Here is a 25543-nt window from a genome sequence, read left to right as displayed (position 1 = left end):
GTCGATGTTTCAAGCCAAGGTCCTAGGGATGGGACTGATCTGCCTAGGGCTGCCTGTCGCGGGGCACGTCTGGGCGCTGGACGTCACCGTGCACGGATTGAGCGGGGCGCCTGCGGACAATGTCGTCAACATTCTTTCCGAGCTCGAGGCCGATAGCCAATCCACTCGCGAACGCCTGGATGGCGTGGTGAGAAACCGGGCCGAGCAGGCCCTCCAGGCATTTGGCTACTACAATGCCGAACTCGCCACTCGCTATCCCGATGAAGACAACGAGCGCGTCGTCATCGATATCGAGCCGGGCGAGCGTACCGAAATCACGCAGGTCGACGTGTCGCTCGAGGGCGATGCCAAAGACGATGCGGCGTTCGAAAGCGCGATGCAGTCGAACCCGCTCAAGGTCGGCGATCCGTTGTTGCACACCCGCTATGACGGCTTCAAGGGCAGGCTGTCGACGCTGGCACTGGAACGAGGCTATTTCAATTCGCGCTTTCGTCAGCAGCGTATCGAAGTCCGCCCCTGGGAGAACAGCGCCCGCATCTTTCTCGACTTCGACAGCGGCCAACGCTACCGATTCGGGCATGTCCATTTTCGCGGCAGTCAGATCCAGCAGCACCGCTTGAAGAACATGGTCCCGTTCGAGCCGGGAGAACCCTATCTCGCCGGCGATCTGGCCACGCTCAATCAGAATCTGGGGCAGACCAACTGGTTCAGTGGTGTGGCGGTACGGCCACGCGTCAATGAAGAGGCATCGCCGGCCGCGCCCAGCCAGTGGTGGCGCGAGGCGACCGGCCGCGACACGACTGCCGACCCCGATTCAGTGCTGGGTGGGCCGGGCTTGAACGTCGCCAGGGAAATAACCGATAGCCGACCCACGGTCGTGCCTGTCGATGTGGAGCTGACCCCGGCGGATCGCCATCAGTTCGAGGTCGGTGTGGGTTACGCCACCGATGTGGGGCCGCGCACCCAGTTCTCCTGGACCATACCCTGGCTGAATCGCTACGGTCACAGCCTGACCAACTCGCTGTATCTTTCCGCGCCCGAACAGCGCTTCTCGGGAGAATACACGATTCCGCTCGAGAACCCGCTGAGAGACAGTTATCGCGTTCGCTACGGCCTCAAGAACATCGATAACGAGGACACCAAGAGCTTCGAGAGTTCGGTCCAGATGGCGCGTCACTGGGAATTCTCCAATGGTTGGGCGCAGGATCTCTACTGGCAGACCACCTACGAGAACTTTACCCAGGCCGACCAGGACGATGCCGTACTGCTGCTCTATCCCGGCATCAGTTGGTCGCGCACTCGCAAGCGCAACCAGACCTTCCCGAGCTGGGGCGACAGGCAGCAGTTGACACTGGAATGGTCGGACCCGGCCTGGGGATCGGATGCTCGCTTCGTGCGGACCACCTTCGATTCCCAGTGGGTGAGAATGCTCGGCAGCGAGAACCGTTTCGTCGGCCGTATCGGTGGCGGCGCCATGGCCACCAATACCTTCGACAAGGTCCCGCCATCGCTGCGCTTCTTCGCCGGGGGCGACCAGAGCATTCGCGGATACTCCTACGAGAGTCTTTCGCCCGAGAACGAGGACGGCGAGCTTCTCGGTGGTCAACACATGCTGACCAGCAGCATCGAGTATCAACGCCACCTGACCGGCAACTTCTGGAGCGCCACATTCGTCGATACGGGCAACGCGTTCGATGAATGGTGGCCGGACGAACTCAAGACCGGCGCTGGCGTCGGCGTACGCTGGATCTCACCCGTCGGGCCGATCCGTTTCGATATCGCCCATCCGTTTGACGACGAGGAGGACTCTTGGCGTCTCCATTTCTCCATCGGACCGGAATTCTGATTCGGCTGCTGCTGTTCCTGGTCCTGTGGCTGCTGGGCCTGATTCTGACACTCGCCGGGCTGGGTCTGTCGCCCTGGGGCAGCCAGTGGCTTTTCGAGCAGGCCCAGTCGCGCGGCTGGGTCGAGGCGCAGCGTTTCGAGGGTGCACCGCTCGATGAACTGACCATCGAGGGGCTACGCCTGTCCGCCGGGACGCTGGATCTCGCCGTGGACAGTTTCCACCTTGCCTGGGCCGACGACTGCCTGCTCAGGGGCCGCGTGTGTCTCGACGATCTGAGCATCACCGGCGCCCGCATTCGACTGGGCGAGGGCGATTCCCAGCCTCCGCCGACGCCCGCAGCGGAAGAGGGCGGCGGCATGCCGTCGATTGCCGTTCCTCTGCCTATCGAGATTCGCCAGGTTCGTCTTGACGACGTCGGCATTCGGCTGGCCGATGGCACCGATATCCATTGGCAACACTTCCAGACGGGCGCCGAAATGTCCGGCAACCATCTGAAACTGTTGCCCACGACGCTCGACCAGACCCGCATTCGACTACCCGAGAGTCCGGGCCAGACGCTCGCCATGCCCGATCTCGGCAGCGACGTTCTCAGTCCGGATGCCATCGATGCCTCGGTCGCCGTCAATGCTGTCGGCGACAACGCGACGCTGCCACCGGCCTCGATTACCGACACGCCTCCCGACACGCTTCCCGACAACCCCGTGACGATGGCATTGACGCCGCTGACGCTGGCAGCCGCTGCCAACGTGGCCGACGGCGATGCCGGGCAGAGCGACGCACGGGTCCAGAGCATCGAGCAGAGCCTGCGGGAGATCCGCGACCGGCTGCCCGATATCCAGTTGCCGCTGGAGGTCGAGATACCGGATCTGACGATCAGCGACCTGCGACTCGAGGGGCCGAACCCGCAACGTCTCGACCGGTTGGCGCTGTCGGCTTCCGCGGTCGATCGCCGGGTCGAGATTCACCGGCTAGTGGTGGAGGCGCCCGATGGTCATGCCGAACTCACCGCCAGCGCCGAGCTGCAGGGCGACGTTCCGCTCTCGCTGTCGCTGCGGGGGCGTGTCACACGAGCGCCGGTCTACGGCCAGACGATGACACTCGATGCCAAGGGCACGCTCGACGATCTGGATATCCAGATGCGCACGGCCGGTAATGCCGAGGCATCGCTCGATGCCCGGATTCAAGCCTTCGAACCGGGGCTGCCGTTCACTGTAAACCTCAATGCGGATCAACTGCGTTGGCCGCTGGCGTCGCGTCCGTTCGCGCCTTTCACCGACCTGGACGATGGCCTCGACGAGGCCGCTATCCTCGCGGCACGAAAACTGCAGGACGTGCAAGCCATCGAGCAGACAGCGCCGCAATATCAGCTCGACCACCTGGCGCTGAACGTCGACGGCACGCTGGCGAACTATCGCGCCGATCTCGACCTGGCCGGACAGGGCGCCGGGTTGCCGCCCGCCACGCTGACACTCGCTGGCAAGGGCGATCTCGACCATTTCGCCTGGCAGCCGATGCAGGTGGCAAGCCAGGGAGGCAAGCTCGAAAGCCAGGGCACGGTGCGCTGGGCGCCGGCATTGTCCGCCAGCGTGCATCTGGATTTTCAGCAACTGCCGCTGGGCGCTTTTTCACAGGCCATCACCGGGCAACTGAATGGCCAGACCCAGGCGGCTTTCGCGATGCGCGACGACGGCGGCTGGCAGCTCGCGGTACCTCGGCTGGCGATCGACGGTCGGCTTCAGCAGCGGGCACTCAGTTTGCACGCGCAAGTCGATGGCAACAGCGAGATGCAGTGGAATATTCGCGAGCTCGATTTCCGCCAGGGCGACAACCGGATCACCGCCAGCGGGCGAGTCGACCGGAATCTCGACATCGAGGGTCGTATCGATGCGCCCGCCCTGGGCACGATCCTGCCGGATCTCTCCGGGGCGCTGAGCGGCCGATTTCAGGGCCGCGGGACGCTGGAGCGGCCGCAGATCGCGCTCGATCTTCAGGGCCGCGGTGTCGGCTATGCCGAGAACCGGCTCGAGCAGCTGGCGCTGAAAGCCGACTCCACGGGAACGCAGGATCCGCAGTTCGACGTGGATCTGACAGCGAGCGGCATTCAGACGGCGGGACAGCAGATTCGATCCGTCGAGCTCGATCTCGCCGGGCGTCTGTCTCAGCACCAGCTGTCGCTCGACGTGAGCGGCGGCGAGGGCCTTCCGGTCTCGCAGGCGTCAATCCGGCTTCAAGGCGGTCTCGATAGCGCTTTCCAGCATTATCAGGGCGTATTCTCCCGGCTGACGGCCTCGACCGACTACGGCGATATCGGGCTGCGCGATTCGCTGAACTTCAATGCCAATCTGGCCAATGCCAGCGCAACGATTTCCCCGTTCTGCCTTGATCGCCAGCAGGGTGGGGCGCTCTGCCTGACCGAACGCATGAATGCCTCGGCAGCCCAGGGGCGAGCCGCGCTGTCGATCGACGAGCTTCCCATGGCACTGCTCAACGACTTCATGCCCGACGCGTGGCAAATCGATGGTCAGACCAACGGCGATATCGTCGCCAACTGGTCGCGAGGCGGTCAGGCCTGGGCTGCCAACGCCGATATCGAGAGCGACGTGACGGTCAGCGGCGTCGATGCGCGAGGCGCGCCGTGGCAGGTGCCGGCGGCGACGATATCGCTGTCGCTGGATGCCGATCAGCAGCGGGCCCGGACCCAGCTCGACCTGCAACTGGAAGACGCGGGCCGGGTTCGGCTGCAGACTCGGATCGACGATCCCGCGGGCGACGGCACGCTGGAAGGGCGTCTGCAGATGAGCGATCTCCGCTTCAGCCCCTATCGACCCCTGGTGGCGGGAATCGACCAGTTGGAAGGCGCCATCAATGGCGATGTGGCGCTCGGCGGCACGCTTGCCATGCCGGCGCTGAATGGCGATATCACCATCGATGGCGTGCAGGTCAAGGGGGGCGTGTCGCCGGTCGCGATCACCGACGCCCAGCTGTCACTGGCTCTGCAAGGCCAGTCGTCGACACTGCAGGGATTCGTGCAGAGCGACGAGGGCCGGCTCGATCTCTCGGGGGATGCCAACTGGCAGGATCCGGCCAACTGGCGAGCCAATGTCAATATCGACGGCACCGAATCGCCGCTGATGGTGGCGATGCCGGCCTACGGTCGCCTGAGAGTTGCCCCGGATCTGCAGATCCATGCCATGCCGCAGCGACTCCAGGTTCGCGGCGATGTCAGCATTCCATGGGCGCGGCTGGAGATTGGCCAGATTCCCTCGTCGGCGCAAGCGCCCAGCAGCGACACCGTCATCATCACCGAGGAAGAGGATCGCCAGCAGCAGGCCGCAGCCGCGGCCCGGCAGAACGAAGAGGGTGCCGGTACGGCTCAGGCTCTGGCCGATGCGGGGATGCAGCTCGATGTCCGCGTCAACCTGCATCTCGGGCCGGACATGCAACTGGAAGCCTACGGTCTCGAAGCCGGGCTCACCGGCGAGCTGCAGGTGCGTCAGGGCACCGGCCCGGTCCAGCTCTATGGCGACGTCAATCTGGTCGACGGCACCTATACCTCGTTCGGGCAGGACCTGATCATTCGCCAGGGGCAGGTACTGTTCAGCGGGCCAGCGTCCCAGCCGAGTCTGCAGTTCGAGGCCATCCGCAATCCGGATACCACCGAAGACGACGTGATTGCCGGCTTGCGGGTGACCGGTTCGGCCTCCTCGCCGCGTCTGACGATCTTCTCCGAACCCGCCATGACGGAAAGCCGCGCCCTGTCCTATATTCTTCGGGGCCGAGCGCCGGAGGATACCGGCAGCGGAGACGACGCCTTGACCTCGGCGTTGATCGGGCTCTCGCTGTCGCAGACCGGCAGTGCCGTAGGGCAGGTCGGCCAGGCGTTCGGCGTGCAGGATCTGAGTCTCGATGCGTCGGGATCGGGCGATGACAGCCAGGTGGTGGTCAGCGGTTATGTCTTCGACGACTTGAAGGTGAGCTACGGCGTCGGCATATTCTCTCCCATCGCCGAGCTGACCCTGCGTTATCGCCTGATTCAGAATCTCTATCTGCAGGCCGTTTCCGGCGCCGCGCAGGCCGTCGATCTGATCTACACCTTCAGCCTGGGCCGTGCCAGCGATACCTGAGACGCTCATCCGAGGGGCTCGCCCGACATTATCGGCGTCCGGCAATGCCGGGCGCCTCTTCGATCATCCGGAGGTAACCCATGTTTAAACGACGTTCCGAATCGCTACCGACTGCGGAGACAGCACTCCCGGGGCGCGATATGCCCATTCAGATCAGCGGTGAACACCTGATCAATGGCGCTGCGATGCAACCGCCTTTCCCGGCCGGCACCGAGCAGATCGTATTGGGGCTGGGGTGCTTCTGGGGGGCGGAGCGGCTGTTCTGGGAGCAGGATGGCGTCGTCGTCACTGCCGTGGGCTATGCCGGCGGTATCACGCCGAATCCGACCTATGAAGAGACCTGTACCGGCAGGACGGGCCACGCCGAAGTCGTGCTGGTCGTCTACGATCCGGCCCGTGTCACGCTCGAGTCGCTGCTGGGTACCTTCTGGGAAGCTCATGATCCGACCCAGGGAATGCGGCAAGGCAACGACCTGGGCACGCAATACCGTTCGACGATCTATACCACCAGCGAGAAGCAGCAAGCGGTGGCCGAGCGGAGCCGGGACGAGTATCAGGCGGCGCTGCAAGCCCAAGGTATGGGAGAGATCACCACCGAGATTCGTCCGCTGGATACGTTCTACTACGCCGAAGAGTATCACCAGCAGTATCTCGCCAAGAATCCCAATGGCTACTGTGGTCTGAAGGGGACAGGCGTCACCTGTCCACTACCGGCCTGATCGCCGATCAGGCATCGCTTGAGTCTGCGGCTCTCTTCGCTGCCTGGCTTGACGATCGGTTCAGTGATCGAGCAGAGGGGAGGGAGCCGTCTGGCTTAGCTTGCGCGGCGCCCACTGCTGCAGCTGCGCTTCGATGCGTCGGGTCAGCCAGGAACCCAGCCGCCCGCCGCGTCTTTCCACGTACCCGACGTGGCCGCCGTGGCGGGCAATTTCCACCCGCACCGACGGCGAGGGCACCGGCAGGCGGGCGAACAGATCCGGCGGCATGAACGGGTCGTCGTTCGCATGCAGGATCAGCGTCGGCAATTCGATTTCTCCCAGCAACGGCCCCGCCGAGGCGCGTCGATAGTAATCGCTGGCAGAGCGAAAGCCGTGCAGCGGGGCGGTGACGTCGTTGTCATAGGCCCAGAAGCTGTTCAACTGTCGAATCTGCTGCGCGCTGATCGTCAACGGCAACGGGGTCGTCCGCAGTCGGGTCAGAACCTTGCGTTTGAGCTGGCGCAGCAGATAGCGCTGATAAAGCCGTGAGAACCCGTGATTGAGCGTATCGGCACTCGCGGCGAGATCCAGCGGCGCGTTGATCGCGATGGCACCCTCCAGCGGCAGACCGTCGCCACCCTGTTCGGCCACCAGTTTCAGCAGCATGTTCGCGCCCAGCGACACTCCCGCAGCCACCATGAGTGCCTCGGGATAACGCTGTGCCAGTTGACCGATGACCCAGTAGGCATCGGCGGTATCTCCCGAGTGATAGGCTCGCGGCAACCGGTTCGGCGTTTGTCCGCAGCCACGAAAATGCATCAGCACGGCACGCCATCCCATTCGCGCCGCGGCATGGAGCAGCTCGCGGGCGTAGGGCGAATCGAAGGAACCTTCCAGACCATGGAATAGCAGGAAGATCGGCGCGTCGGCGCGCGGCGGGGCCGGGCGGGCCCAGGCCAGCTCCACGAAATCGCCATCCGGCAGGTTCACGACCTCGGTGTCTTTCGCCAGAAAGCCGCCGGGCAGCAGTCGCGGCAGCAGTGTCTGGACGTGCGCGTTGCGCAGCCCCGACGGCGCGCGAAAATCAGCCGATACGATCGTGCCTGCCATGAATGGATTCAATCCTCGGCGATCGGTCTGCCCTGGGTCAGATTGTCGTGACCCTCTGCCGTGACGATCACGTTATCCTCGATCCGGATGCCTCCGTGATCCTGAAGCCGGTCGACGGCCGCCCAGTCGACGGTTTCACGCTGCGCGCCCTGGCGAAACGGCGCCAGCAACATGGGAATCACGTACAAACCCGGTTCTATGGTAACCACCATGCCGACGTCAAGCGTGCGTGTCAGGCGCAGGGCAGGATCTTCGGCCGGCGGCGGCAACGGCGTACCCTGTCCGTCGCGCTGCCGGCCGCCCACGTCATGAACCTGAATGCCCAGGCTGTGCCCGAGCCCGTGGGGGCAGAAGGCGCGTGTCAGGCCGCTCTCCACGGCCGCTTCGGCGCTGATCGAGATCAGTCGGGTCTCGACCAGCAGCTCGGCCAGATGGCGGTGCATTTCCCGATGCAGTTCGACGAAATCCAGTCCCGGAGCCAGCCGCGAAATGAGACGCTGCTGATAGTCGGTGACGCCCTGGATGAGTCGCTCGAACAGCGGGTCGGCGTGAACGGAAGCCCAGGTGCGCGTGATATCCGCCGCGTAGCCTGCGTGGGAGTGGCCGGCGTCGACCAGCAGCGACTTCGGCGTGCCGGGTGCCTCCACGTCATAGTGTTGATAATGCAGGGTGCCCGCGTGGTGGTCGATGCCGATGATATTCTGGTAGGGAACCTGGGATTCCCGCTGGCGCGTCGCCGCGAGATAGGCGAGCTGGATATCCAGTTCGCTGGCGCCCGCTGCAAAGGCATTGCGGGCCGCATCGTGGCCCTTCAGGGCCCACTGATTGGCAACGAACAGGCAATGGCGCTCGTAGTCATCCTTGTACATGCGCAATTCGTCCAGCGCCGCCAACAGCGCCGGCGGATTGAGCTCGGCCCCGGCCGGCAGCGACGATGCTTCCAGATTACCGATCACGGCCAGGCGGCGGGCAGCCATATCGCTTTCCGGCGGCCAGCCGGTATCGCGCAGCGGCTGTAGCGTCATGACTTCCGCCAATACGCCCGTCGGCGCTGGCGTGGCCAGGTGCCAGAAATCGGCCGGCGCGTGGTAGTACCAGCGGGGCGAACTACCCGGCTGAATCAGCAGCCAGTCGTGCTGATGATGGCTGGCCCCGGTCCAGTGGACGAAATGACCGTAGCTCTTGAAGGAGGCTTCCTGATCATCGGCAAAGTGGACGCCGGCATGGCCGCTGTAGATCAGAACGGCATCGAACCGTTGGGCAGCGAGAATATCGGCGTAAGCCGACTGGAGGCGTTCCAGGTGGGCGCGTTGAAGCGTTGCGACGGTATCGTTGCTAGAAGTCATAGTCATGGGCGTTTCCTGTCGTTGATTTATCACCGGGCGGCAGCGAGTCGTGTCAGCAGGCCCGGTAGCGTGGGATGCCGACTGTCCTGCCGAAAATAGAGGCGTAACGATAGCGGCACGTCCCAGCGTTGATCGCCGGCACGCGTCAGCTCGCCAGTTTCGAGAAGATGACGAACCGTGCGCCAGGGTAGCCAGCCAAGCCCGTAGCCCTGCTGCACCAGTTCACGAATGTTGGATGTCTGGACGTTCTCGTTGAGCGTGGACAGATGCACTTCCTGGCGTGAGCGCCCCCAGTGGGCCTGCAGCGCTGCGGCGATCAATCCGCTGGGATGATAGGCGATATGCGGTACCGGCTCCCGCTTGTGGCCGGGCAGGGCAAAACGTGGTTGACCATCGGCATCGGCCAGGCAGACGGGGATCAGACGCTCCTCGCCGATCTCGAGGTAGCGCACGCCACTGAGATCGACATCGAGTGCCGTGCGACCTTCCGGCCAGTAACACAGCGCCAGATCCACTTCGCCACGCTCCAGCGCCTGAAAATACTCTCCGACCAGCCAGCTCGTGGCACGCAGATAGGGTTCGACCTGCGACTGGATGGCATTCGTTTCCAGCCATGAAGGGACGAAGTGGGTCACCAGGCTCTGGGGCGCCGCCAGCTTGACGCGACGCGAGTCCTCCCGGGCGAGGTTCTGCAATCGTTCCCGCGTGACCCGCACCCGCTCGGTAATCTGCTTGCACAGAATGAGGAACTCCTCGCCGGCCGGGGTCAGACTGAGCGGCAGTGTCTGACGGTTGATCAGCGTGGCGCCCATCGACTCCTCGAGCAGTTTGATGCGCCGCGAAAAGGTCGGTTGGGTGACGTTCTGTTGATCGGCGGCACGAGAAAAATGACGCGTTTCGGCCAGGACGATGAAGTCCTCCAGCCAACGTAGTTCCATGGTGTTCTCTATCGTAAATCACGCGGTTGCGATGCGCCGGACGATGGGTTGGCAAATCGCCTCATCGAGGTCATAGAACCGACTCGAAAGCACCGACTCGAACCAGCCTACCCGATACGCCGTTGAGCGACTATTGAAGGCGATCATGAAATGCGTCCTTCCTCGACGGCGTGGCACGCGACCCGATGACCGTCCCGGGTAACGAGCGCTGCCGGCGTTTCCCGCTGGCAGCGAGCGTTGACGTGAGGGCAGCGTTCCCGGAACACGCACCCGCTCGACGTCTCGATCGGGGGCGGGTCTTCGTCGCTCAGACGCAGTGGCTCGGTATCGCTATCTTCCAGCCGAGGACTCGCGGCCAATAGCGCCCGGGTATACGGGTGCCGGGGTTGCGCGAAGAGCGTGTCGGCATCCGCCAGTTCGCAGATCGTCCCTCGATACATGACCGCGACTTGCGTGGCGAAGTGCTCGACGACCGCCAGATCATGGGTGATGAACAGGTAGGTCAGACGACGTTCCGCCTGAGCATCCATCAACAGATTCATGATCTGGGCCTGAACCGAGACGTCCAGGGCGGAGACGGGCTCGTCGGCCACGATGAACTCGGGTTCCACGCTGAGCGCCCTGGCGATGGCGATACGTTGCCGCTGCCCGCCGGAGAGCTCGTGGGCGAAGCGCTCGCCCCAGCCGATATCGATACCCACGTCGGCCATCAGCGCATCGGCCCGATGGCGAATCTTCGAACGCGGCCAGTCGGGATGATGGAAACGAATGGGCTCCTCGAGGGTCTGGCGCATTGTCAGGCGCGGATTCAGCGACGAATGAGGGTTCTGGAAGATCATCTGCATGCGCCGACGAAAAGGGCGCCACTGCTTCGCGTCGAGACGGTCGACTCGCTGGCCGTCGTAACTTACTTCCCCGTCGCTGGCCGTCAGCAAGCCCATGATCAAGCGTGCCAGGGTCGATTTGCCACATCCCGATTCGCCCACCACGCAGAGTGCATCGCCGCGCTGGATATCCAGGTCGACGCCATTGACCGCATGAATCCTCTGACGGCGCCAGGCGCGCCGACGCTTGTCGAACCGCCACGGCAGCAGGCGTTCCGGATGCAGCGCAAAGCGTTTGTGCAAGCCACGAACCCGGACCAGCGGAGCGGGCGCATCGGCCGCACGTCCCAGCGTCTGCAGCGAATCGGTGGGGTTCATATTGCCTCTTCCTCGATCGGCACGGTCGTTATCAGTTCACGGACCCAGTGGCAGGCAACCCGGCTTCCGCCGGAGGAGACGGCCTCGGGCACCCGTTCCACGCACGCCTGCCGCAGTCGCCCTTGTGGCGTGAAGCGGTAACGACATCGGGGATGGAAGGCGCAGCCGTCCGGCACCCGGGCAAGGCTCGGCATGTTGCCGGGGATCTGCGCCAGGCGCTGCCTGGGCAGCGTCATCTGGGGCAGGGCATTGATCAATCCCTGCGTATAGGGATGCTGGGCATCATTGATGATCTCCCGGGTCGGCCCCTGCTCGACGATGCGGCCGGCATACATCACCAGCAGGCGCTGCGTCAGTTGGCCGATGACGCCAAGTTCATGGGAGATCACGATCAGGCCGACGTTGTGCTTGTCGCATAGTTGCGTGAGCAGAGCGATGATCTCGGCCTGGATGGTGACATCGAGAGCGGTGGTGGGCTCGTCGGCAATGATGATGTCGGGATCCAGCAACAGCGCGATGGCGATGACCACGCGCTGACAGAGCCCACCGGAGAGCTGGTGCGGATACTGCTCGAAACGCTGCTCGGGGGAGGACACCTGCACCTGGCGCAGCTTGTGCAGCGCGATGGCCCGTGCGCGGCGCTCGGAGATCCGGCGGTGGGCCTTGAGACTCTCGATCATCTGCCGGCCGATGGTCAGGGCCGGATTGAGCGTCGTCAGCGGATCCTGGAATATCATCGCCACGCGGTTGCCCCGAATCCTGCGCAGTTGGCGATCCGAAAGTGTCGTCAGTTCGCGTCCTTCGAACCGAACGCGACCGCCGGCGATGTATCCCGGCCGGGAAAGCAGTTTCAGCAGGCTGAAGGCGAGCACCGACTTGCCGGCGCCGGACTCGCCAACGATACCCAGCCGCTCGCCACGTTCGAGTGCGAAACTCACGTCACGCACCGCGCGGATCTCGTCGTGCCGCAGCGGGAAACGGATATCGAGGTGATCGACCTCCAGCAGCGCCATGGCGTTATCCCTTGTGAAGACGAGGATTCATCGTATCGCGCAACCAATCCCCCAGCAGGTTGATGACCAGAACCAGCGTCACCAGAAACAGCCCCGGCAACAGCGTGATCCACCAGGAACCGGACTGCAGGTAGTCGAATCCCGACTTGATCAGCGAGCCCAATGACGGTTCGGTCTCCGGCATCCCCAAACCCAAAAACGACAGCGCCGCTTCGGCCATGATGGCGTTGGCGACCTGAATGGTGGAGAGCACGAAAATCGGCGTCAGCGTGTTGGGAAGTAAGTGTCGCCACATGATGCGATAACTCGAGAAGCCCAGCACGCGAGCGGCGTCGACATAGTCTTTCTGTTTTTCCGCCAGGACGCTTGCCCTGATGGTGCGGGCGTACTGGGGCCATTCGCTCAGACCGATGATCAGTATCAGGATCACGACGCCATAATCGCCATAGAACGCGCCGCCGAATGCTGCCTTGACCACGGCACCGATGATGATCGCCATCATCAAGGTCGAGAACGACAGCTGGATATCGGCCAGCCGCATCAGTAACGCATCGACGAAGCCTCCCCGGTAACCTGCGAGCAGCCCCAGCGCCGTACCCAGCACGGATTGCAGCAGCACCGCGCCGAAGCCGATCGCAATCGACACGCGCGCGCCGTAAAGCATACTCGAGAGCAGATCCCGGCCCTGCACGTCGGTGCCCAGTAGATGGGCAGGTTCACTGCCTGCGATCCAGAAGGGTGGCAGTTCGGAATCCAGCAGGTTGATCTGCGCGAGATCGTAGGGATTGCTGGGCGCGATCCAGGGCGCGAGAAGAACGCTTGCCATGATCAGCACGAAGAGTGTCAAACAGACCTGGGCGCGGCGGTTGCGTTGCAACCGGTATAGGAAATAGGAGCCGCGGAAGCGACGCCAGACGGTTGCCGAGGAACGAGTTTCGGGACTCATGCGGCCCTCCCGCTCAACGTGATCCGCGGGTTCAGCAGCCGATACAACAGATCGACGAGGGTATTGATCACCACGAAAAGCAGTCCGACCACCATCAGGTAGGCCACGATCAGCGGCATGTCTGCACGCTCGATGGCATCGAGAAACATCAGGCCTGCTCCTGGCCACTGGAAGACAGTCTCCGTCAGCAGGGTATAGGCCACCAGCGTACCGATCTGTACCCCGCCCAGCGTCACTACCGGCAGCAGCGTGTTCTTCAGCGCGTGCAGAAAATAGATACGCGATGGCCGCAGCCCTCGGGCTCTGGCGTATTTCACGTAGTCCGACTCCAGTACCTCTAGCATTTCGGCATGAATCAGGCGGACAAACAATGGCAGCATGACCAGCGCCAGCGAGAAGGCCGGGAGTAACAGATAGAGAATGCCCTGCAGCGTGGCGAAATTGGTGTACCAGACGCCCAGGACATGGACGGGATTGCCACGCCCATAGGCAGGCATGCCGCCTTCGATGGAGAAAAGCTGGTTGAGCCAGTGGCCCCAGCCGGTATCCGCGGGAAACAGCGTTACCTGGATGCCGATCGAGAAGACCTGGATCAGCACCATGGCGGTCAGAAAGACCGGCACGGAGATACCGATCACCGATAACCCCATCAGGGTTTGCGACAACCAGCTGCGTGGCCGAATCGCGCAGAAAACGCCCATCGGCACCGATAGCAGAAGTGTCAGTACGGCACTGGCCGCCACCAGCTCGAGGGTCGCCGGCAGATAGCGGGCAATCACGCTGAGCGCAGGCTCGTGAAAGAAGTAGGAGCGGCCGAAATCCAGGTGCAAGGCGTCGTTCGCGAAATCCAGATATTGCGCCCACAGCGGGGCATCCAGACCGAGCGAGTGACGCAGTGCCGTGGCTTCTGCCTCGGTAGCCGCTGGCCCGAGCATCTGCTGGACGGGATCTCCCAGTCCACCCTGGATCGCGAAGCCGATCATGCTGATGATGAACATCACCAGGACCGCCTGGCACAGCCGCCGAATCAGAAACGGGATCATCGAGACCGCACGACCACGTCGCCCAGATAGGGCATGTTCATGACATTCAGCACGGGCGCGATATCGACCCGCTCGGCCGCCGCCCAGGCGAGATTCTGCCAGTACAGCGGGATGAACGGAGCGTCGTCATGGATCGCCTGCTCGGCCTGCCTCAGCAACTGGGCGCGAGCGTCCGGCCGGGTGGTGAGGTTCGCCCGGTCGACCAGCGCGTCGATCTGCGGATTGCAGTACTCGCTGGCGTTGTAACGCCCGGCGCCCGTGTCGGGATCGGGACAGAAGGTCAGATACTCGAAGAAATTGGCGGAATCGCCGGTATCGGAGTACCAGCCCATCATCATCATGTCGGCGGCACGGTTATCGTATTCGGCCCAATACTGATTCTTGGGTAGCGTCTCGAATTCGACAGTGACGTTGATCTTGGCCAGCATGGCGGCAATCGCCAGTGCCACCTGTGCGGTCTGGGCATCGTTCACGTAGCGGTTGTTGGGCGCCATCAGGGTGACCGAGAACCCGTCGCCGTAGCCGGCGTCACGCATCAGCTCTCGGGCCCTGGCGAGATCATAGCGTGGCGTCAGCGTCGATACGTGCCCAGCATAACCCTTGGGCGACATCTGCGCCGCGGGTGTCGCAAAGCCTTTCAGCAGACGCTCGGCAATGGCAGTCTGATTGACCGCGTAGGCAAAGGCGCGTCGCACGCGCGCATCGCGAAATGCCGGTACCCGCTGCTCGTTGAGCTGCAGCATGGTAATACGAGTGCCGGGCATGGTGACCAGCTTGACGCCATCCGCGTGACGTAATCGCTGCACGGCACTGAAGGGCACCGGCGAGATGAAATCGACGTCACCGGCGAGCAGGGCGGCGACGCGAGTCGCACTCTCGGCGATCGGTGTCATGACCAGACGATCGACGTTGCCGGGTGAATCGTCGTCCCAGTATTTGGGGAAACGCTTGAACTCGATCCGGGTGCCCGGCTGACGCGACACGATCTCGAAAGGGCCGGTGCCAGACAGGTGATTCGAGGCAAAGGAGTTGCCATTCTTGACGATCTCGCTCTTGTCCTGCCCCTTGGCCGAAGTGCCGGTATAGAACTGGCTGTCCATCGGAAAGATATAGGTCGCGAGGTTGAGCAGTAGCGGATAGGGCTGACGCGTCCGCAGGTCGACGGTGAAGTCGTCGACCGCTTCGACGCGTTCGACGGGAGCGAAAATGGCGCGGAAATCCGGGCTCCGCTTGAGACGCTGCACCGTCCATACGACATCCTTGGCCGTGAAAGCGTTACCGCTATGAAAGGTGACGCCGTGCCGCAGGTGTAGCCGCATGGTCGTATCGTCGAGTCGTTCCCAATCGGTGGCCAGCCGGGGTTCGAGCTGAAGATCCCGGTTCCAGCGAACCAGCGGGTCGAAGGCCAGATGGGAGAGCTGGAGCATGCCGATGGCAAGCTGTTCGTGAATATCCAGCGACACCGGGTCGGTGTCATAGGCCACTCTGAGCAGGGTGCTCTTATCGTCCGCCATGGCTGCGCAGGTCAATGGCAACAGAGACAGGCTTCCCATCAGCAAGCCAAGCAGAATCGTCGTGAGACGCATTGCGGGTCCGATATTGTTATGAAATCACGCCTTGAGATGACGTGGAGAACGTTGCCAATGCGTGCTGCCATTGGTCATTGGCTCGATCGGTAATGTCTGGCAGATCCATCGTGTCATCCACCTTACTCATGGATGACCGATGGACCCAATCGAAATCTCGAACCATGCCATTCAATCAGCGAATAGCTCAACTCGGCTCATGAGATGTTCGGCTCTGATGATGCAGGTCTGCTGCCTGGCGTTCACTCCTGAGCGGAGAAGGTCGGCTGAATACGGATACTTCCCATCTGATCGGCGCGTGACACGGTGCAGCCCAGATCATTGACGCGACCATCCGTGAGGCCATAGACCCAGCCATGCACGGACAGCGGCTGCTCCCGCTCCCAGGCACGCTGAATGATCTTGGTACGGCACAGGTTGGCAACCTGGAGGCGAACATTGTGTTCGCACATGCGGTCGACCTGCTCATCCAGGGGGAGTGACTCAAGTGTCGGCCGATGCTGCTGATAGAGCTCGCTGATGCTATTGAGCCAGTAGTCGACGATACCGTGCTCCCCGCCAGTGATTGCGGCCCTGACCCCACCACAGCCGTAGTGCCCGACCACCATGATGTGCTTGACCTTGAGCACGTCGACGGCGAACTGAACGACCGACAATGCATTCATGTCGTTGTGGTAGATCAGATTGGCAACGTTACGGTGAACGAAAACTTCACCTGGTGGCAGGTCGACGATCTGGTTGGCAGGTACGCGACTATCCGAGCATCCGATCCAGAGATAGTCGGGATTCTGCTGCTGGGAAAGCTCCGCAAAGAAGTTTGGAGCACGCTGCTGCACACCGTCGGCCCAGCGCCGATTCTGTTCGAGAAGAGTCTGGATATCGCTCATGACAGTAACCTGAGTACGTGGCTTGGCGAACGTCTTGTGTCGCCGTCAAGACAACGATTCTAGGCCATCCGGCGATATTTTCGAAGTCACATCATCTGACGCGCCGAACGCGAGCATCACGCCTTGCAAAGCTTTTTTTATATCGCCTCGATAGTCACGGACTTTTCCGACACCGGATCGAGGCTGGTATCATCGCCGCATCATGTCTCAAGGAGTTTCACTGTGGCGAATTACGATTACGATCTTTTCGTGATAGGAGCCGGTTCCGGTGGTGTACGTGCCGCACGGACGGCTGCAGCAACGGGCGTCAAAGTGGCCGTTGCCGAAGATCGCTATCTGGGCGGTACCTGTGTCAACGTCGGCTGCGTGCCGAAGAAGCTGTACTCCTACGCGGCACATTTTCACGACGCCTTCGAAGACAGCAGCGGTTTCGGCTGGACGATACCGCAGGCGCCGAAATTCGATTGGGCCACGCTTCGTGATAACAAGATCGAAGAGATCAAGCGTCTCAACGGCATCTACAACCGCCTGCTGGAAGGGGCCGGCGTCACGCTGATCAATGGCCGGGCCAAAGTCGTCGATGCCCACGCGGTCGAGATCAATGGCGAGCGCATCACCGCGGAGAAGATTCTGGTCGCGGTCGGCGGCTGGCCGTGGACGCCGCAGTTCGAGGGCAGCGAATATACCGTCAACTCCAACCAGGTATTCGACCTCGACGACTTCCCCAAGCGCTTTCTGGTCCTGGGCGGCGGCTATATCGCCGTCGAGTTCGCCAGCATATTCAATGGCCTGGGCGCCGATACGCACCTGGTCTATCGTGGCGCGCTGTTTCTACGCGGATTCGACCACGAAGTCCGCGAGTTCACACGGGACGAAATGGCCAAGAAGGGCGTCAACCTGCATTTCGAGGCCAATATCGAGCGTATCCGCAAGGTGGATGGCGGGCTCGAAGTGACATTGACCAACGGTGAACAGCTCGAGGTGGATGCCGTGCTTGCCGCCACAGGGCGTCGTCCGCACCTGGAAGGGCTGGGCCTGGATTCGCTGGGCGTGGAGCTCAACACCGACGGCACGCTCAAGGTCAACGAGCGCTACGAATCCTCCGTGCCGTCGATCCTTGCGCTGGGCGACGTGACTGGTGGCCCCGAGCTGACACCGGTCGCGCTGGCAGAAGCCATGCACCTGGTTCAGCATCATTACGGCGACAAGACACCGGGACCGCTCGACTACCAGAACATCGCGACGGCCGTGTTCTGCCATCCCAATATCGGCACCGTGGGTCTTTCCGAAGAAGAAGCGCGCGAGCGCTTCGGCGCAGTGCGCATCTACAGCGCGGATTTCCGTCCGATGAAGCACACGCTGTCCGGCAGTGACGAGCGCTGCCTGATGAAGCTGGTGGTCGATGATGCCAGCGACCGCGTCGTCGGCGCCCATATGGTTGGTGACGAAGCGGGGGAAACCATTCAAGGCATCGCGATCGCCGTGCGCGCCCAACTGACCAAGACGGATTTCGACGCCACGGTGGGTATCCACCCGACGGCAGCGGAAGAGTTCGTTACCATGCGCAGCCTCACTCGCCGCTGATCACGGCTCCGCTGCTACGTTCAATGGCCGCCTCGAGGCGGCCATTGTCGTTATGCCCGATGTCCGGCCTTCGTGACTCTCATCGGCGCGCCCCGAATTCGCCATGAGAGAAAGTTCTTCAGAACGATGCGAGCATCGGGCCTCAAAGACTTCGCCTATTTCCTCCAATACATCTTCCTCCAATACATCGCCAGCCTTCGTCTAGACTGGAATTGTCGGAATTTCCGGATGCTCATCCAGCATATAAATATTCATTATTGAACTGGTTGAGTAAAATAACCTACGGTTTGAAGCTTGCTTCACTCGCTGTTATCCTTGAATTCAAATTCGCCATAGCGACGATGACGATGACCAACCCCAATCCGGCATTTACGCCGTCGGCAGACTTGGCAAGGCCTACCGTGGCCGATGCCGTCGTTGGCAAGCCCGATATGCCACTGTTCATTCGCAAGCCCACCACGGAAGACGGGTGGGGGATCTATGAACTGGTCAAGGCCTGTCCGCCGCTCGATGTCAATTCCGGTTATGCCTATCTGTTGCTGGCAACGCAGTTCCGCGACAGCTGTGCCGTCGCGACGACGGAAGATGGGGAAATCGTCGGATTCGTGTCCGGCTACGTCAAAGCTGCCGCTCCCGATATCTATTTCCTGTGGCAAGTCGCCGTCGGGGAAAAGGCACGGGGCACCGGCCTGGCTAGACGCTTGGTCGAAGCCGTGCTGACTCGGCCGGAGCTGGCAGAGTTGAACCATCTCGAAACCACGATCACGCCCGACAACCAAGCCTCATGGGGCTTGTTCAAGCGTCTGGCGGATCGCTGGCAGGCACCCCTCATCAGTCGCGAATACTTTTCGACCGATCAATTGGGCGGAGAGCACGACCCGGAAAATCTCGTCCGAATCGGCCCGTTCGATCCCCAACGCATTCAGGGCGGATAAGGTCTGCGTTGTCACGCATGTCTTATGCCAGCACGCCTTGTCCACGCTCCCCACGACATCCACACTCCCATTACGGAGGTTGTATGCAGACTCAGATTCTCGAACGCATGGAGTCCGAGGTCCGGACCTATTCCCGCTCCTTTCCGATCGTATTCACCAAGGCTCAGGGCGCGCGCCTGACTGCCGAGGACGGCCGCGAGTACATCGATTTCCTCGCCGGCGCCGGCACGCTCAATTACGGCCATAACCATCCCAAGCTTCAGGAAGCGCTGGTCGAGTACATCACTTCCAACGGTATCGTCCATGGCCTGGACATGTGGACCGCCGCCAAGCGCGACTATCTCGAGACGCTGGAAGAAGTGATATTCAAGCCGCGTGGACTGGACTACAAGGTTCATCTCCCAGGGCCGACGGGCACCAACGCTACCGAAGCGGCGATTCGCTTGGCTCGGGTGGCGAAGGGTCGTCATAACATCGTCACCTTCACCAACGGTTTCCATGGCGTCACCATGGGCGCACTGGCAACTACCGGTAACCGCAAGTTCCGCGAAGCAACCGGCGGCATTCCGACCCAGGGTGCCAGCTTCCTGCCGTTCGACGGCTATCTCGGGGAAGGCACCGATACGCTCGACTATTTCGAGAAGCTGCTTAGCGACAAGTCGGGCGGGCTCGACGTGCCGGCTGGCGTGATCGTCGAAACGGTGCAGGGCGAGGGCGGCATCAATCCGGCGGGGCTGGATTGGCTGAAGCGCCTGGAAGGTATCTGCCGCGCGCATGACATCTTGCTGATCGTCGATGACATTCAGGCGGGTTGTGGTCGTACCGGCAAGTTCTTCAGCTTCGAGCACGCCAACATCGTGCCCGACATCGTCACCAACTCGAAGTCGCTATCCGCCTACGGTCTGCCGTTCGCCCACGTACTGATGCGCCCGGAGCTGGATAAGTGGAAGCCTGGCCAGTACAACGGCACGTTCCGCGGCTTCAACATGGCTTTCGTGACCGCAACCGCCGCGCTGAAGCACTTCTGGAGCGACGATACGTTCGAGCGCGACGTTCAGCGTAAAGGCCGTATCGTCGAGGAGCGCTTCGCCAAGATCGCCGCAACGTTGACCGAAATGGGTTATCCCGCGAGCGAACGTGGTCGCGGCCTGATGCGCGGTATCGACGTGCGCGACGGCGACGTGGCAGACAAGATCACGGCGAAAGCCTTCGAAAATGGGCTCATCATCGAAACCGCGGGGCAGGATGGTCAAGTCGTGAAGTGCCTGTGTCCGCTGGTGATCAGCGATGAAGACCTCCTCGAAGGTCTGGATATTCTGGAGCGCAGTGCCAAGGAAGCCTTCGCCTGAGGCGGAAACTGACACGACGCACAATAGGGCGGCCCTCCTTCAACGAGCATGGGGCCGTCTCTCATGTCATCTTTTGACGAGTCACCCACCAGGAGTTGTATCGATGATCGTACGTAATCTTCAGGAATGCATGAAAACCGACCGCTTCGTCGAAGCCGAGAACGGTAACTGGGACAGCACTCGCTTGATGCTGGCTGAAGACGGCTGTGGGTTTTCATTCAACATCACGCGTATTCATCCGGGTACGGAAACCCACATTCACTACAAGAACCACATCGAAGCGGTGTTCTGCTACGAAGGTGAGGGTGAAGTGGAAACCATCGCCGATGGCAAGATCCATACCATCAAGGCCGGCGACATGTATTTGCTCGACCAGCACGATGAGCATTGGCTGCGTGGCAAGGAAAAGGGCATGACCGTGGCCTGTGTCTTCAGCCCTGCGCTAACTGGCCGTGAAATTCACCGCGAAGACGGCTCCTACGCACCGGCCGAGTAAATCTCAACGCGCCATCGTTCATTCAGGCACAAAAAAAGACCGCTTATGCGGTCTTTTTTTGATCCTGACCTCCTCCCAGAAACCGGATCCACCGGCAATGTGAAATTCCCGCTACGTTTATTCTGATAGCACGAGATCTCGCGATGGAGCCTCGACTTGGTGCCGTGAAAACAGAATACCAACGGACTAATTCGCCAGTAATTTTGAAGGGTACGGCCTTTCGAGAAGTCATCGACGCTGAGCTGCGGTAGGTCGTAGAGAGGCTCAACAACCTGCCCGCAGCGTCTGGGTTATCAGACTCCGGTCCAAGTATTTTGAGTGGATACTCAGGCTCATTGGAAATGCGTTTTTCTAAGGTAATTTCGATTGGCTAGCAATCATAGATAAAGTTGTGTCGTGATCAATCTGAGCTAAGAACTGCTTGGCCTCCTTTTGAAAGGCTGCTAATGCTTGTCCAGATAGCTGCTTGCCTTCCGGCAATTTGACGCGCATGGCGTCGACTTGATTATTGTTAACCATTAATTCGTAATGAAGATGAGGCCCCGTGCTACGACCCGTATTGCCGGATAGTGCAATCTTCTGGCCTCTGGAAACGCGCTCGCCTTCAGATACCAAGCGTTTGGATAGGTGCATATAGCGAGTCTTGTAGCCGTTGTCATGGCGGATCACAACGTAGTTTCCAGCGCCATTTGCTTGATAGGCCGATTTGACAACACGTCCATTTGCTGGAGATTGAATCGAAGTGCCAATGGTTACTGCAAAGTCAGTGCCTCGATGCGGACTAACTCGGCCAGTGATTGGGTGCTTTCGCCGCAAGTTAAAAGGCGAGCTTATCCTGTAGTCGCCTTTAAACGGCTTCCGGTTAAATGCCGGGGAGAGGCTGTAGCCTTCAGAGGTATAAAAATTGTCATCAGCAGGATTCCTAACGATAGCTAGGTCTCTTTTATTGCCTTTGTAGTGAGCAGCAAGGATGCGCGAATCAGCAGCCTGACCCTCAATCATATCGGTTTCTACCAAAACTCGGAATTGATCTCCTCGCCGGGCAGCACGGCGAAAATTTATCTTTTTCGAAAGTAGATCGCTCAGATCAGACACTTCTGAGTAAGATAAGCCAGTGGCGCTGGCTGACTGAGCAAAACTGCCATTGACGGTTCCTGAAAACAATCGCTCCGTTTTCCGAGCCGTTTTTTCAAGACGAGTAACCTCAAAGCTCTTGCTGTCGTGGTCGCGTTCAATCAGGAGGCCGGAATGTGCATCCTCCATGATTCGCAGTGCCAATAATTCACCAGATTCGTTAATTTTAAAGTCAAAGTTATCACCGACACGCCAGCGAGTGAATGTCCTTTCGTCCGGGATTTCTTCGAGAAGCTGCATAACTTCATCATAGCCTAGTCCCAGAATGCGTTCGGCCATGTCCGCGAAAGTATCGCCGGATTGAATGGTATAAGTTTCCCAAGATGGGACGAATCTTTCGTTGGCTACCAGTTCTTCTTCCATGTCTACTTTTTCATCGTTATGTATTAGGTCGACAGATAAACCAACATCGGAAGTCCCGCCAACTTTGCGATCGTTGGCTTCTGTTGACGAGTCGGTAAGTCGAATCGCCATGTGCAGCGCCTGGCTATCCAGTTCGCTAGCGTCTTTAGTACTTTCCGGCTTGGTTGTAGGAACGCTGGGGTTTAATGGTGTAGCCGCACGAACAACGCTGTCTTGGACAGTTGTTTCAGAAACGCGAGTAGTTTCAACTTCGTCTGTTACCAATAGGAGGCTTTGCGGCGAGCCTGCCGTGGGCTTGGTAAGTCCGGTGGAAGCCTGAGCGGGGCCCGTATATTTGTAGTTGGTGCTGACTTTAACAGCTGTCATGGTGTCAGCTTGAGCTTGGAAGCGAGTAGATAACTCAATGCTTGGCGAACTAGCCTCGTTAAGGGGCGCATCATCTCCATTAGAAGCTTTTAACACAGAGAAGATTTCCTGCGCTCCTAGTAACGTGACTAGCGTAGCTATAGGTAAAATCAGTAATTTTCGGCTGCGAGGCAGGAAGCGAAGGATTCTTAGCATGAGAGCTTATGATAGACCAAGTGAAGTGAAATGGCGGCACTTTACCCCAAACAACACGATGTGCCTACCCTACAGGGCAAGCCTCTGCGCATAATGACATTTTGTAGTGGCTTGCCTAACTGTCGATAACGGTGTCTTTTAGCTATTTCGCCTGCGTACCCCGGATATAACCAGCGCTGCTGACAATAGCCAGGTTGGCCAGCTTCCGGTGCGTGTGAATGGCGTTTCTCCCCGCATGGCCCGGATTTCTCCGTTGAGGGTGGTCATCCTGAATTGAGTCGCGCGATCGATAATGCGACCTTGCGGGTCGATGATGGCCGTCACCCCATTGTTCGTTGCCCGCATAACATAGCGACCATTTTCAAGGGCGCGTAGCCGGGCCATTTGCAGATGCTGAAGCGGCCCGATGGAGTCACCGAACCAGGTGTCGTTGGACACCGTGAGCAACACCTCAGCGTTATCGGCGCGTTGTGCCACTAAGTCCGGGAAAATAATTTCGTAACAGATCGCCGTGCCGATGCGCAGTCCAGCGGCTCGGATCGGGCCTTGTTCGGAATTGCCTGCCGTGAAGTCTGACATCGGCAGATCAAAGAAAGCGATAATGCCACGTAGCTGTTTTTCCATCGGGATGTATTCACCGAACGGTACCAGATGCGACTTGCGGTACACATCCGTAACCTCGCCGGCACCGACTACGGCATTGTAATAGCGGCCCGAGTCGTCGCGCTGCACGATACCGGTGAGTAGTTCGGCTCCTGATGGCAAAGTAGCCTTAACCCGCTCCAACAGCGGCTCGGCTTGACGCTGATACATAGGAATCGCCGTTTCCGGCCAGATAACCAGATCTATGTCTTCAGCAATGTTGCGGGTCAATCGGGCATAGGTGCTGACTGCGTTACGCTGCCCCTCGTTTGTCCATTTGCTTAGCTGGGGTAGATTGCCCTGTAACAGGCTCACTTGTACGGGCTCCTTGCTGGGTATGGTCCACTGAGTAGGAAGCATCAAGGGGAACAGCCATAGAGCGGCGATCGTGCCCCCTGCCCACCAGCGTCGACGCAGGAACTCCACCCCCAGCGTGCCCGTCAGGGCGGTAACCAATGTCAACAGCAGCACCCCGCCAACCGGGGCCAATGGTGCTAAAGGAGAATCGACGTGCGCGCTCCCCAGCAATAGCCAAGGGAAACCGGTGAAAAGGTATGTCCGTAGCACTTCAATCAACACCCACGCGCCGGCGAAGGAGAGAAAGGCTAGACGCGAGCCAGTAAAGCGCCGATAGAACCAGAAGGGAATGGCATAGAAAAGCGCCAAGGTGGCGGCAAACAGGGCTGTAAGGAAAACCGATAGCGGCACCCCCGTGTAACCGTACTCATGGATCGACACGTAGACCCATGAGGTTCCCGTGGCGAACAGCGCGATGCCATAACACCAGCCTCGCAGGGCTGCCTGACCCGGTGTCAGGTCATCCAGGCCTGAGTAAATGAGGCCGACGGCGACCGGCCCCAGCCACCAAAGCTCGAAGGGAGAGAAGGTTAGCGTCGTTAGAGCCCCTGCGAAGACCGCTAACACGCATCCCATCCAGGGGCGACAGGAAAATCGCATGGGTTGCTCCTTAACGTGACGGGCCACTTTTATCAAAAACGCCTCGGAAAAACATTATGGCCATTCTCAAAAGTCATGCTTCTATTGGCCGTCGCAGTCGTTCGCAAGTCGTTTTCTACCCGCCTCGCATGCTTCACTACCAGTAAGACGATGCGGCTTGACTCTATAGCCACTAGAAGGTTTAGAGTTTAAACACAGAAATTGAACGAGGTAACTTTTCATGCCAGCTACAAATCCCGAAGTATCCGATAACCCATACCAGTGGACCGTTCAAGGCATGGACTGTCCAAGCTGCGCCGGCAAGATCCGTGGTGCGGTGGAACGCCTGAAAGGCGTTTCCGACGTTCAGGTTTCGGTGATGAAGGAGACGCTGAGGCTTGGGCTGGACACGCGACAAACCTCGATGGAGCAAGTCGAGAAGACCGTCAAGCGGCTTGGCTATGGCGTCCAGTTCAAGCCCGCTGCCGCTGGACAGGATAGTGATCCGGACGAGAGCCATTCACACGGCGGCTGTGACGGTAGCCAGGCTCACGACCACGACCACTGTCACGGACATGACTATGACCATGACCATGACCATGACCATGACCATGACCGCGACGTGACGATGGCGACAGCCGAAGAGGCCGATACCGAGGGCACGCTCAGTTGGAAGGTCGGCGGCATGGACTGTGCCAGTTGCGCGGCGAAAATTCGTGGCGGTGTAGAGAACCTGCCGGGAGTCTCCGACGTCAAAGTGTCGGTCATGAACGAGACGCTCACGCTGAAGCTCGACGAACAGCA

The 25543-nt window shown here is 60.5% G+C and carries 19 protein-coding genes; 8 read left to right on the top strand and 11 right to left on the bottom strand.

Translation table 11 applies throughout. From position 1 onward, the window contains the following. The first annotated feature begins 4 nt into the window (after window positions 1-4). From BC443_RS01295 to msrA, 3 genes are all read left to right on the top strand, one after another. Window positions 5-1846: an autotransporter assembly complex family protein gene (locus tag BC443_RS01295; protein WP_071230035.1), complete on the top strand. Its 1842-nt coding sequence runs from the start codon at window positions 5-7 to the stop codon at window positions 1844-1846. Continuing rightward, the gene (locus BC443_RS01290; RefSeq protein WP_247643188.1) at window positions 1810-5970 is read left to right on the top strand and encodes a translocation/assembly module TamB domain-containing protein; all 4161 of its coding nucleotides are present in this window, start codon (window positions 1810-1812) and stop codon (window positions 5968-5970) included. The genes BC443_RS01295 and BC443_RS01290 overlap by 37 nt, the downstream gene beginning before the upstream one ends. Window positions 5971-6050: 80 nt before the next feature. Continuing rightward, window positions 6051-6689: a peptide-methionine (S)-S-oxide reductase MsrA gene (gene msrA / locus BC443_RS01285; protein ID WP_071230034.1), complete on the top strand. Its 639-nt coding sequence runs from the start codon at window positions 6051-6053 to the stop codon at window positions 6687-6689. Window positions 6690-6749: 60 nt separating this feature from the next. On the opposite strand, the gene BC443_RS01280 is transcribed toward msrA, so the two are convergent. The 9 genes from BC443_RS01280 to BC443_RS01240 form a co-directional block, all read right to left on the bottom strand. Further along, on the bottom strand, window positions 6750-7778 hold the full coding sequence (locus BC443_RS01280; protein ID WP_071230033.1) for a hydrolase: 1029 nt from the start codon (window positions 7776-7778) through the stop codon (window positions 6750-6752). An 8-nt stretch (window positions 7779-7786) separates the two neighbouring features. After that, window positions 7787-9130 carry a Xaa-Pro dipeptidase gene (gene pepQ, locus BC443_RS01275; RefSeq protein WP_071230032.1) on the bottom strand — a complete coding sequence of 448 codons (1344 nt, stop codon included), beginning with the start codon at window positions 9128-9130 and terminating at the stop codon, window positions 7787-7789. Between the two features lie 23 nt (window positions 9131-9153). Then, window positions 9154-10062 (bottom strand): LysR family transcriptional regulator, encoded by a 909-nt coding sequence (locus tag BC443_RS01270; protein ID WP_071230031.1) that lies wholly within the window; start codon window positions 10060-10062, stop codon window positions 9154-9156. A 143-nt stretch (window positions 10063-10205) separates the two neighbouring features. Then, window positions 10206-11264: an oligopeptide/dipeptide ABC transporter ATP-binding protein gene (locus BC443_RS01265; protein WP_071230030.1), complete on the bottom strand. Its 1059-nt coding sequence runs from the start codon at window positions 11262-11264 to the stop codon at window positions 10206-10208. Continuing rightward, window positions 11261-12277 (bottom strand): ABC transporter ATP-binding protein, encoded by a 1017-nt coding sequence (locus tag BC443_RS01260; protein ID WP_071230029.1) that lies wholly within the window; start codon window positions 12275-12277, stop codon window positions 11261-11263. The genes BC443_RS01265 and BC443_RS01260 overlap by 4 nt, the downstream gene beginning before the upstream one ends. A 4-nt stretch (window positions 12278-12281) precedes the next feature. Beyond that, the gene (locus BC443_RS01255; RefSeq protein ID WP_071230028.1) at window positions 12282-13223 is read right to left on the bottom strand and encodes an ABC transporter permease; all 942 of its coding nucleotides are present in this window, start codon (window positions 13221-13223) and stop codon (window positions 12282-12284) included. Continuing rightward, window positions 13220-14266, bottom strand: coding sequence for an ABC transporter permease (locus BC443_RS01250; protein WP_071230027.1), 1047 nt, complete (start codon window positions 14264-14266; stop codon window positions 13220-13222). The genes BC443_RS01255 and BC443_RS01250 overlap by 4 nt, the downstream gene beginning before the upstream one ends. Continuing rightward, window positions 14263-15852, bottom strand: a complete 1590-nt coding sequence (locus tag BC443_RS01245) for an ABC transporter substrate-binding protein (RefSeq protein ID WP_071230026.1) — start codon at window positions 15850-15852, stop codon at window positions 14263-14265. Before BC443_RS01245 ends, BC443_RS01250 begins: the two co-directional genes overlap by 4 nt. A gap of 242 nt (window positions 15853-16094) precedes the next feature. Next, complete coding sequence (locus tag BC443_RS01240; RefSeq protein WP_071230025.1) at window positions 16095-16739, bottom strand: carbonic anhydrase; 645 nt, start codon at window positions 16737-16739, stop codon at window positions 16095-16097. A 222-nt stretch (window positions 16740-16961) separates the two neighbouring features. On the opposite strand from BC443_RS01240, the gene gorA reads away from it, so the two are divergent. From gorA to BC443_RS01220, 4 genes are all read left to right on the top strand, one after another. Further along, on the top strand, window positions 16962-18323 hold the full coding sequence (gene gorA, locus BC443_RS01235) for a glutathione-disulfide reductase (protein WP_071230024.1): 1362 nt from the start codon (window positions 16962-16964) through the stop codon (window positions 18321-18323). A 347-nt stretch (window positions 18324-18670) separates the two neighbouring features. After that, window positions 18671-19258 carry a diaminobutyrate acetyltransferase gene (ectA, locus tag BC443_RS01230; protein ID WP_071230023.1) on the top strand — a complete coding sequence of 196 codons (588 nt, stop codon included), beginning with the start codon at window positions 18671-18673 and terminating at the stop codon, window positions 19256-19258. Window positions 19259-19341: 83 nt separating this feature from the next. Next, entirely contained in the window at window positions 19342-20607 is a 1266-nt protein-coding gene (gene ectB, locus BC443_RS01225; protein WP_071230022.1) for a diaminobutyrate--2-oxoglutarate transaminase, read from the top strand. Window positions 20608-20710: 103 nt separating this feature from the next. Beyond that, window positions 20711-21103, top strand: coding sequence for an ectoine synthase (locus tag BC443_RS01220; RefSeq protein ID WP_071230021.1), 393 nt, complete (start codon window positions 20711-20713; stop codon window positions 21101-21103). Window positions 21104-21454: 351 nt separating this feature from the next. On the opposite strand, the gene BC443_RS01215 is transcribed toward BC443_RS01220, so the two are convergent. Together BC443_RS01215 and lnt are read right to left on the bottom strand one after the other, a co-directional pair. After that, on the bottom strand, window positions 21455-23062 hold the full coding sequence (locus BC443_RS01215; RefSeq protein WP_244179840.1) for a peptidoglycan DD-metalloendopeptidase family protein: 1608 nt from the start codon (window positions 23060-23062) through the stop codon (window positions 21455-21457). A 237-nt stretch (window positions 23063-23299) separates the two neighbouring features. Then, window positions 23300-24760: an apolipoprotein N-acyltransferase gene (gene lnt, locus BC443_RS01210; RefSeq protein WP_071230019.1), complete on the bottom strand. Its 1461-nt coding sequence runs from the start codon at window positions 24758-24760 to the stop codon at window positions 23300-23302. Between the two features lie 277 nt (window positions 24761-25037). On the opposite strand from lnt, the gene BC443_RS18980 reads away from it, so the two are divergent. Next, window positions 25038-25543 (top strand): cation transporter (locus BC443_RS18980; RefSeq protein ID WP_170835834.1); only part of this gene is annotated, 506 nt, incomplete at its 3' end.

The organism is Salinicola sp. MIT1003 (assembly GCF_001858555.1).
In the GTDB taxonomy this organism is placed as follows: domain Bacteria; phylum Pseudomonadota; class Gammaproteobacteria; order Pseudomonadales; family Halomonadaceae; genus Salinicola; species Salinicola salarius.
Note: the sequence above shows the minus strand (reverse complement) of the source record. Positions and strands in the feature narration are given on the sequence as shown.

Coding starts and splice junctions, on each gene's coding strand:
- lnt (WP_071230019.1), bottom strand. CDS start 24,760: ATGCGATTTTCCTGTCGCCCCTGGATGGGATGCGTGTTAGCGGTCTTC.
- BC443_RS01250 (WP_071230027.1), bottom strand. CDS start 14,266: ATGATCCCGTTTCTGATTCGGCGGCTGTGCCAGGCGGTCCTGGTGATG.
- BC443_RS01295 (WP_071230035.1), top strand. CDS start 5: ATGTTTCAAGCCAAGGTCCTAGGGATGGGACTGATCTGCCTAGGGCTG.
- BC443_RS01265 (WP_071230030.1), bottom strand. CDS start 11,264: ATGAACCCCACCGATTCGCTGCAGACGCTGGGACGTGCGGCCGATGCG.
- BC443_RS01220 (WP_071230021.1), top strand. CDS start 20,711: ATGATCGTACGTAATCTTCAGGAATGCATGAAAACCGACCGCTTCGTC.
- BC443_RS01240 (WP_071230025.1), bottom strand. CDS start 16,739: ATGAGCGATATCCAGACTCTTCTCGAACAGAATCGGCGCTGGGCCGAC.
- BC443_RS01280 (WP_071230033.1), bottom strand. CDS start 7,778: ATGGCAGGCACGATCGTATCGGCTGATTTTCGCGCGCCGTCGGGGCTG.
- BC443_RS01255 (WP_071230028.1), bottom strand. CDS start 13,223: ATGAGTCCCGAAACTCGTTCCTCGGCAACCGTCTGGCGTCGCTTCCGC.
- BC443_RS01270 (WP_071230031.1), bottom strand. CDS start 10,062: ATGGAACTACGTTGGCTGGAGGACTTCATCGTCCTGGCCGAAACGCGT.
- ectA (WP_071230023.1), top strand. CDS start 18,671: ATGACCAACCCCAATCCGGCATTTACGCCGTCGGCAGACTTGGCAAGG.
- BC443_RS01260 (WP_071230029.1), bottom strand. CDS start 12,277: ATGGCGCTGCTGGAGGTCGATCACCTCGATATCCGTTTCCCGCTGCGG.
- msrA (WP_071230034.1), top strand. CDS start 6,051: ATGTTTAAACGACGTTCCGAATCGCTACCGACTGCGGAGACAGCACTC.
- ectB (WP_071230022.1), top strand. CDS start 19,342: ATGCAGACTCAGATTCTCGAACGCATGGAGTCCGAGGTCCGGACCTAT.
- BC443_RS01245 (WP_071230026.1), bottom strand. CDS start 15,852: ATGCGTCTCACGACGATTCTGCTTGGCTTGCTGATGGGAAGCCTGTCT.
- pepQ (WP_071230032.1), bottom strand. CDS start 9,130: ATGACTATGACTTCTAGCAACGATACCGTCGCAACGCTTCAACGCGCC.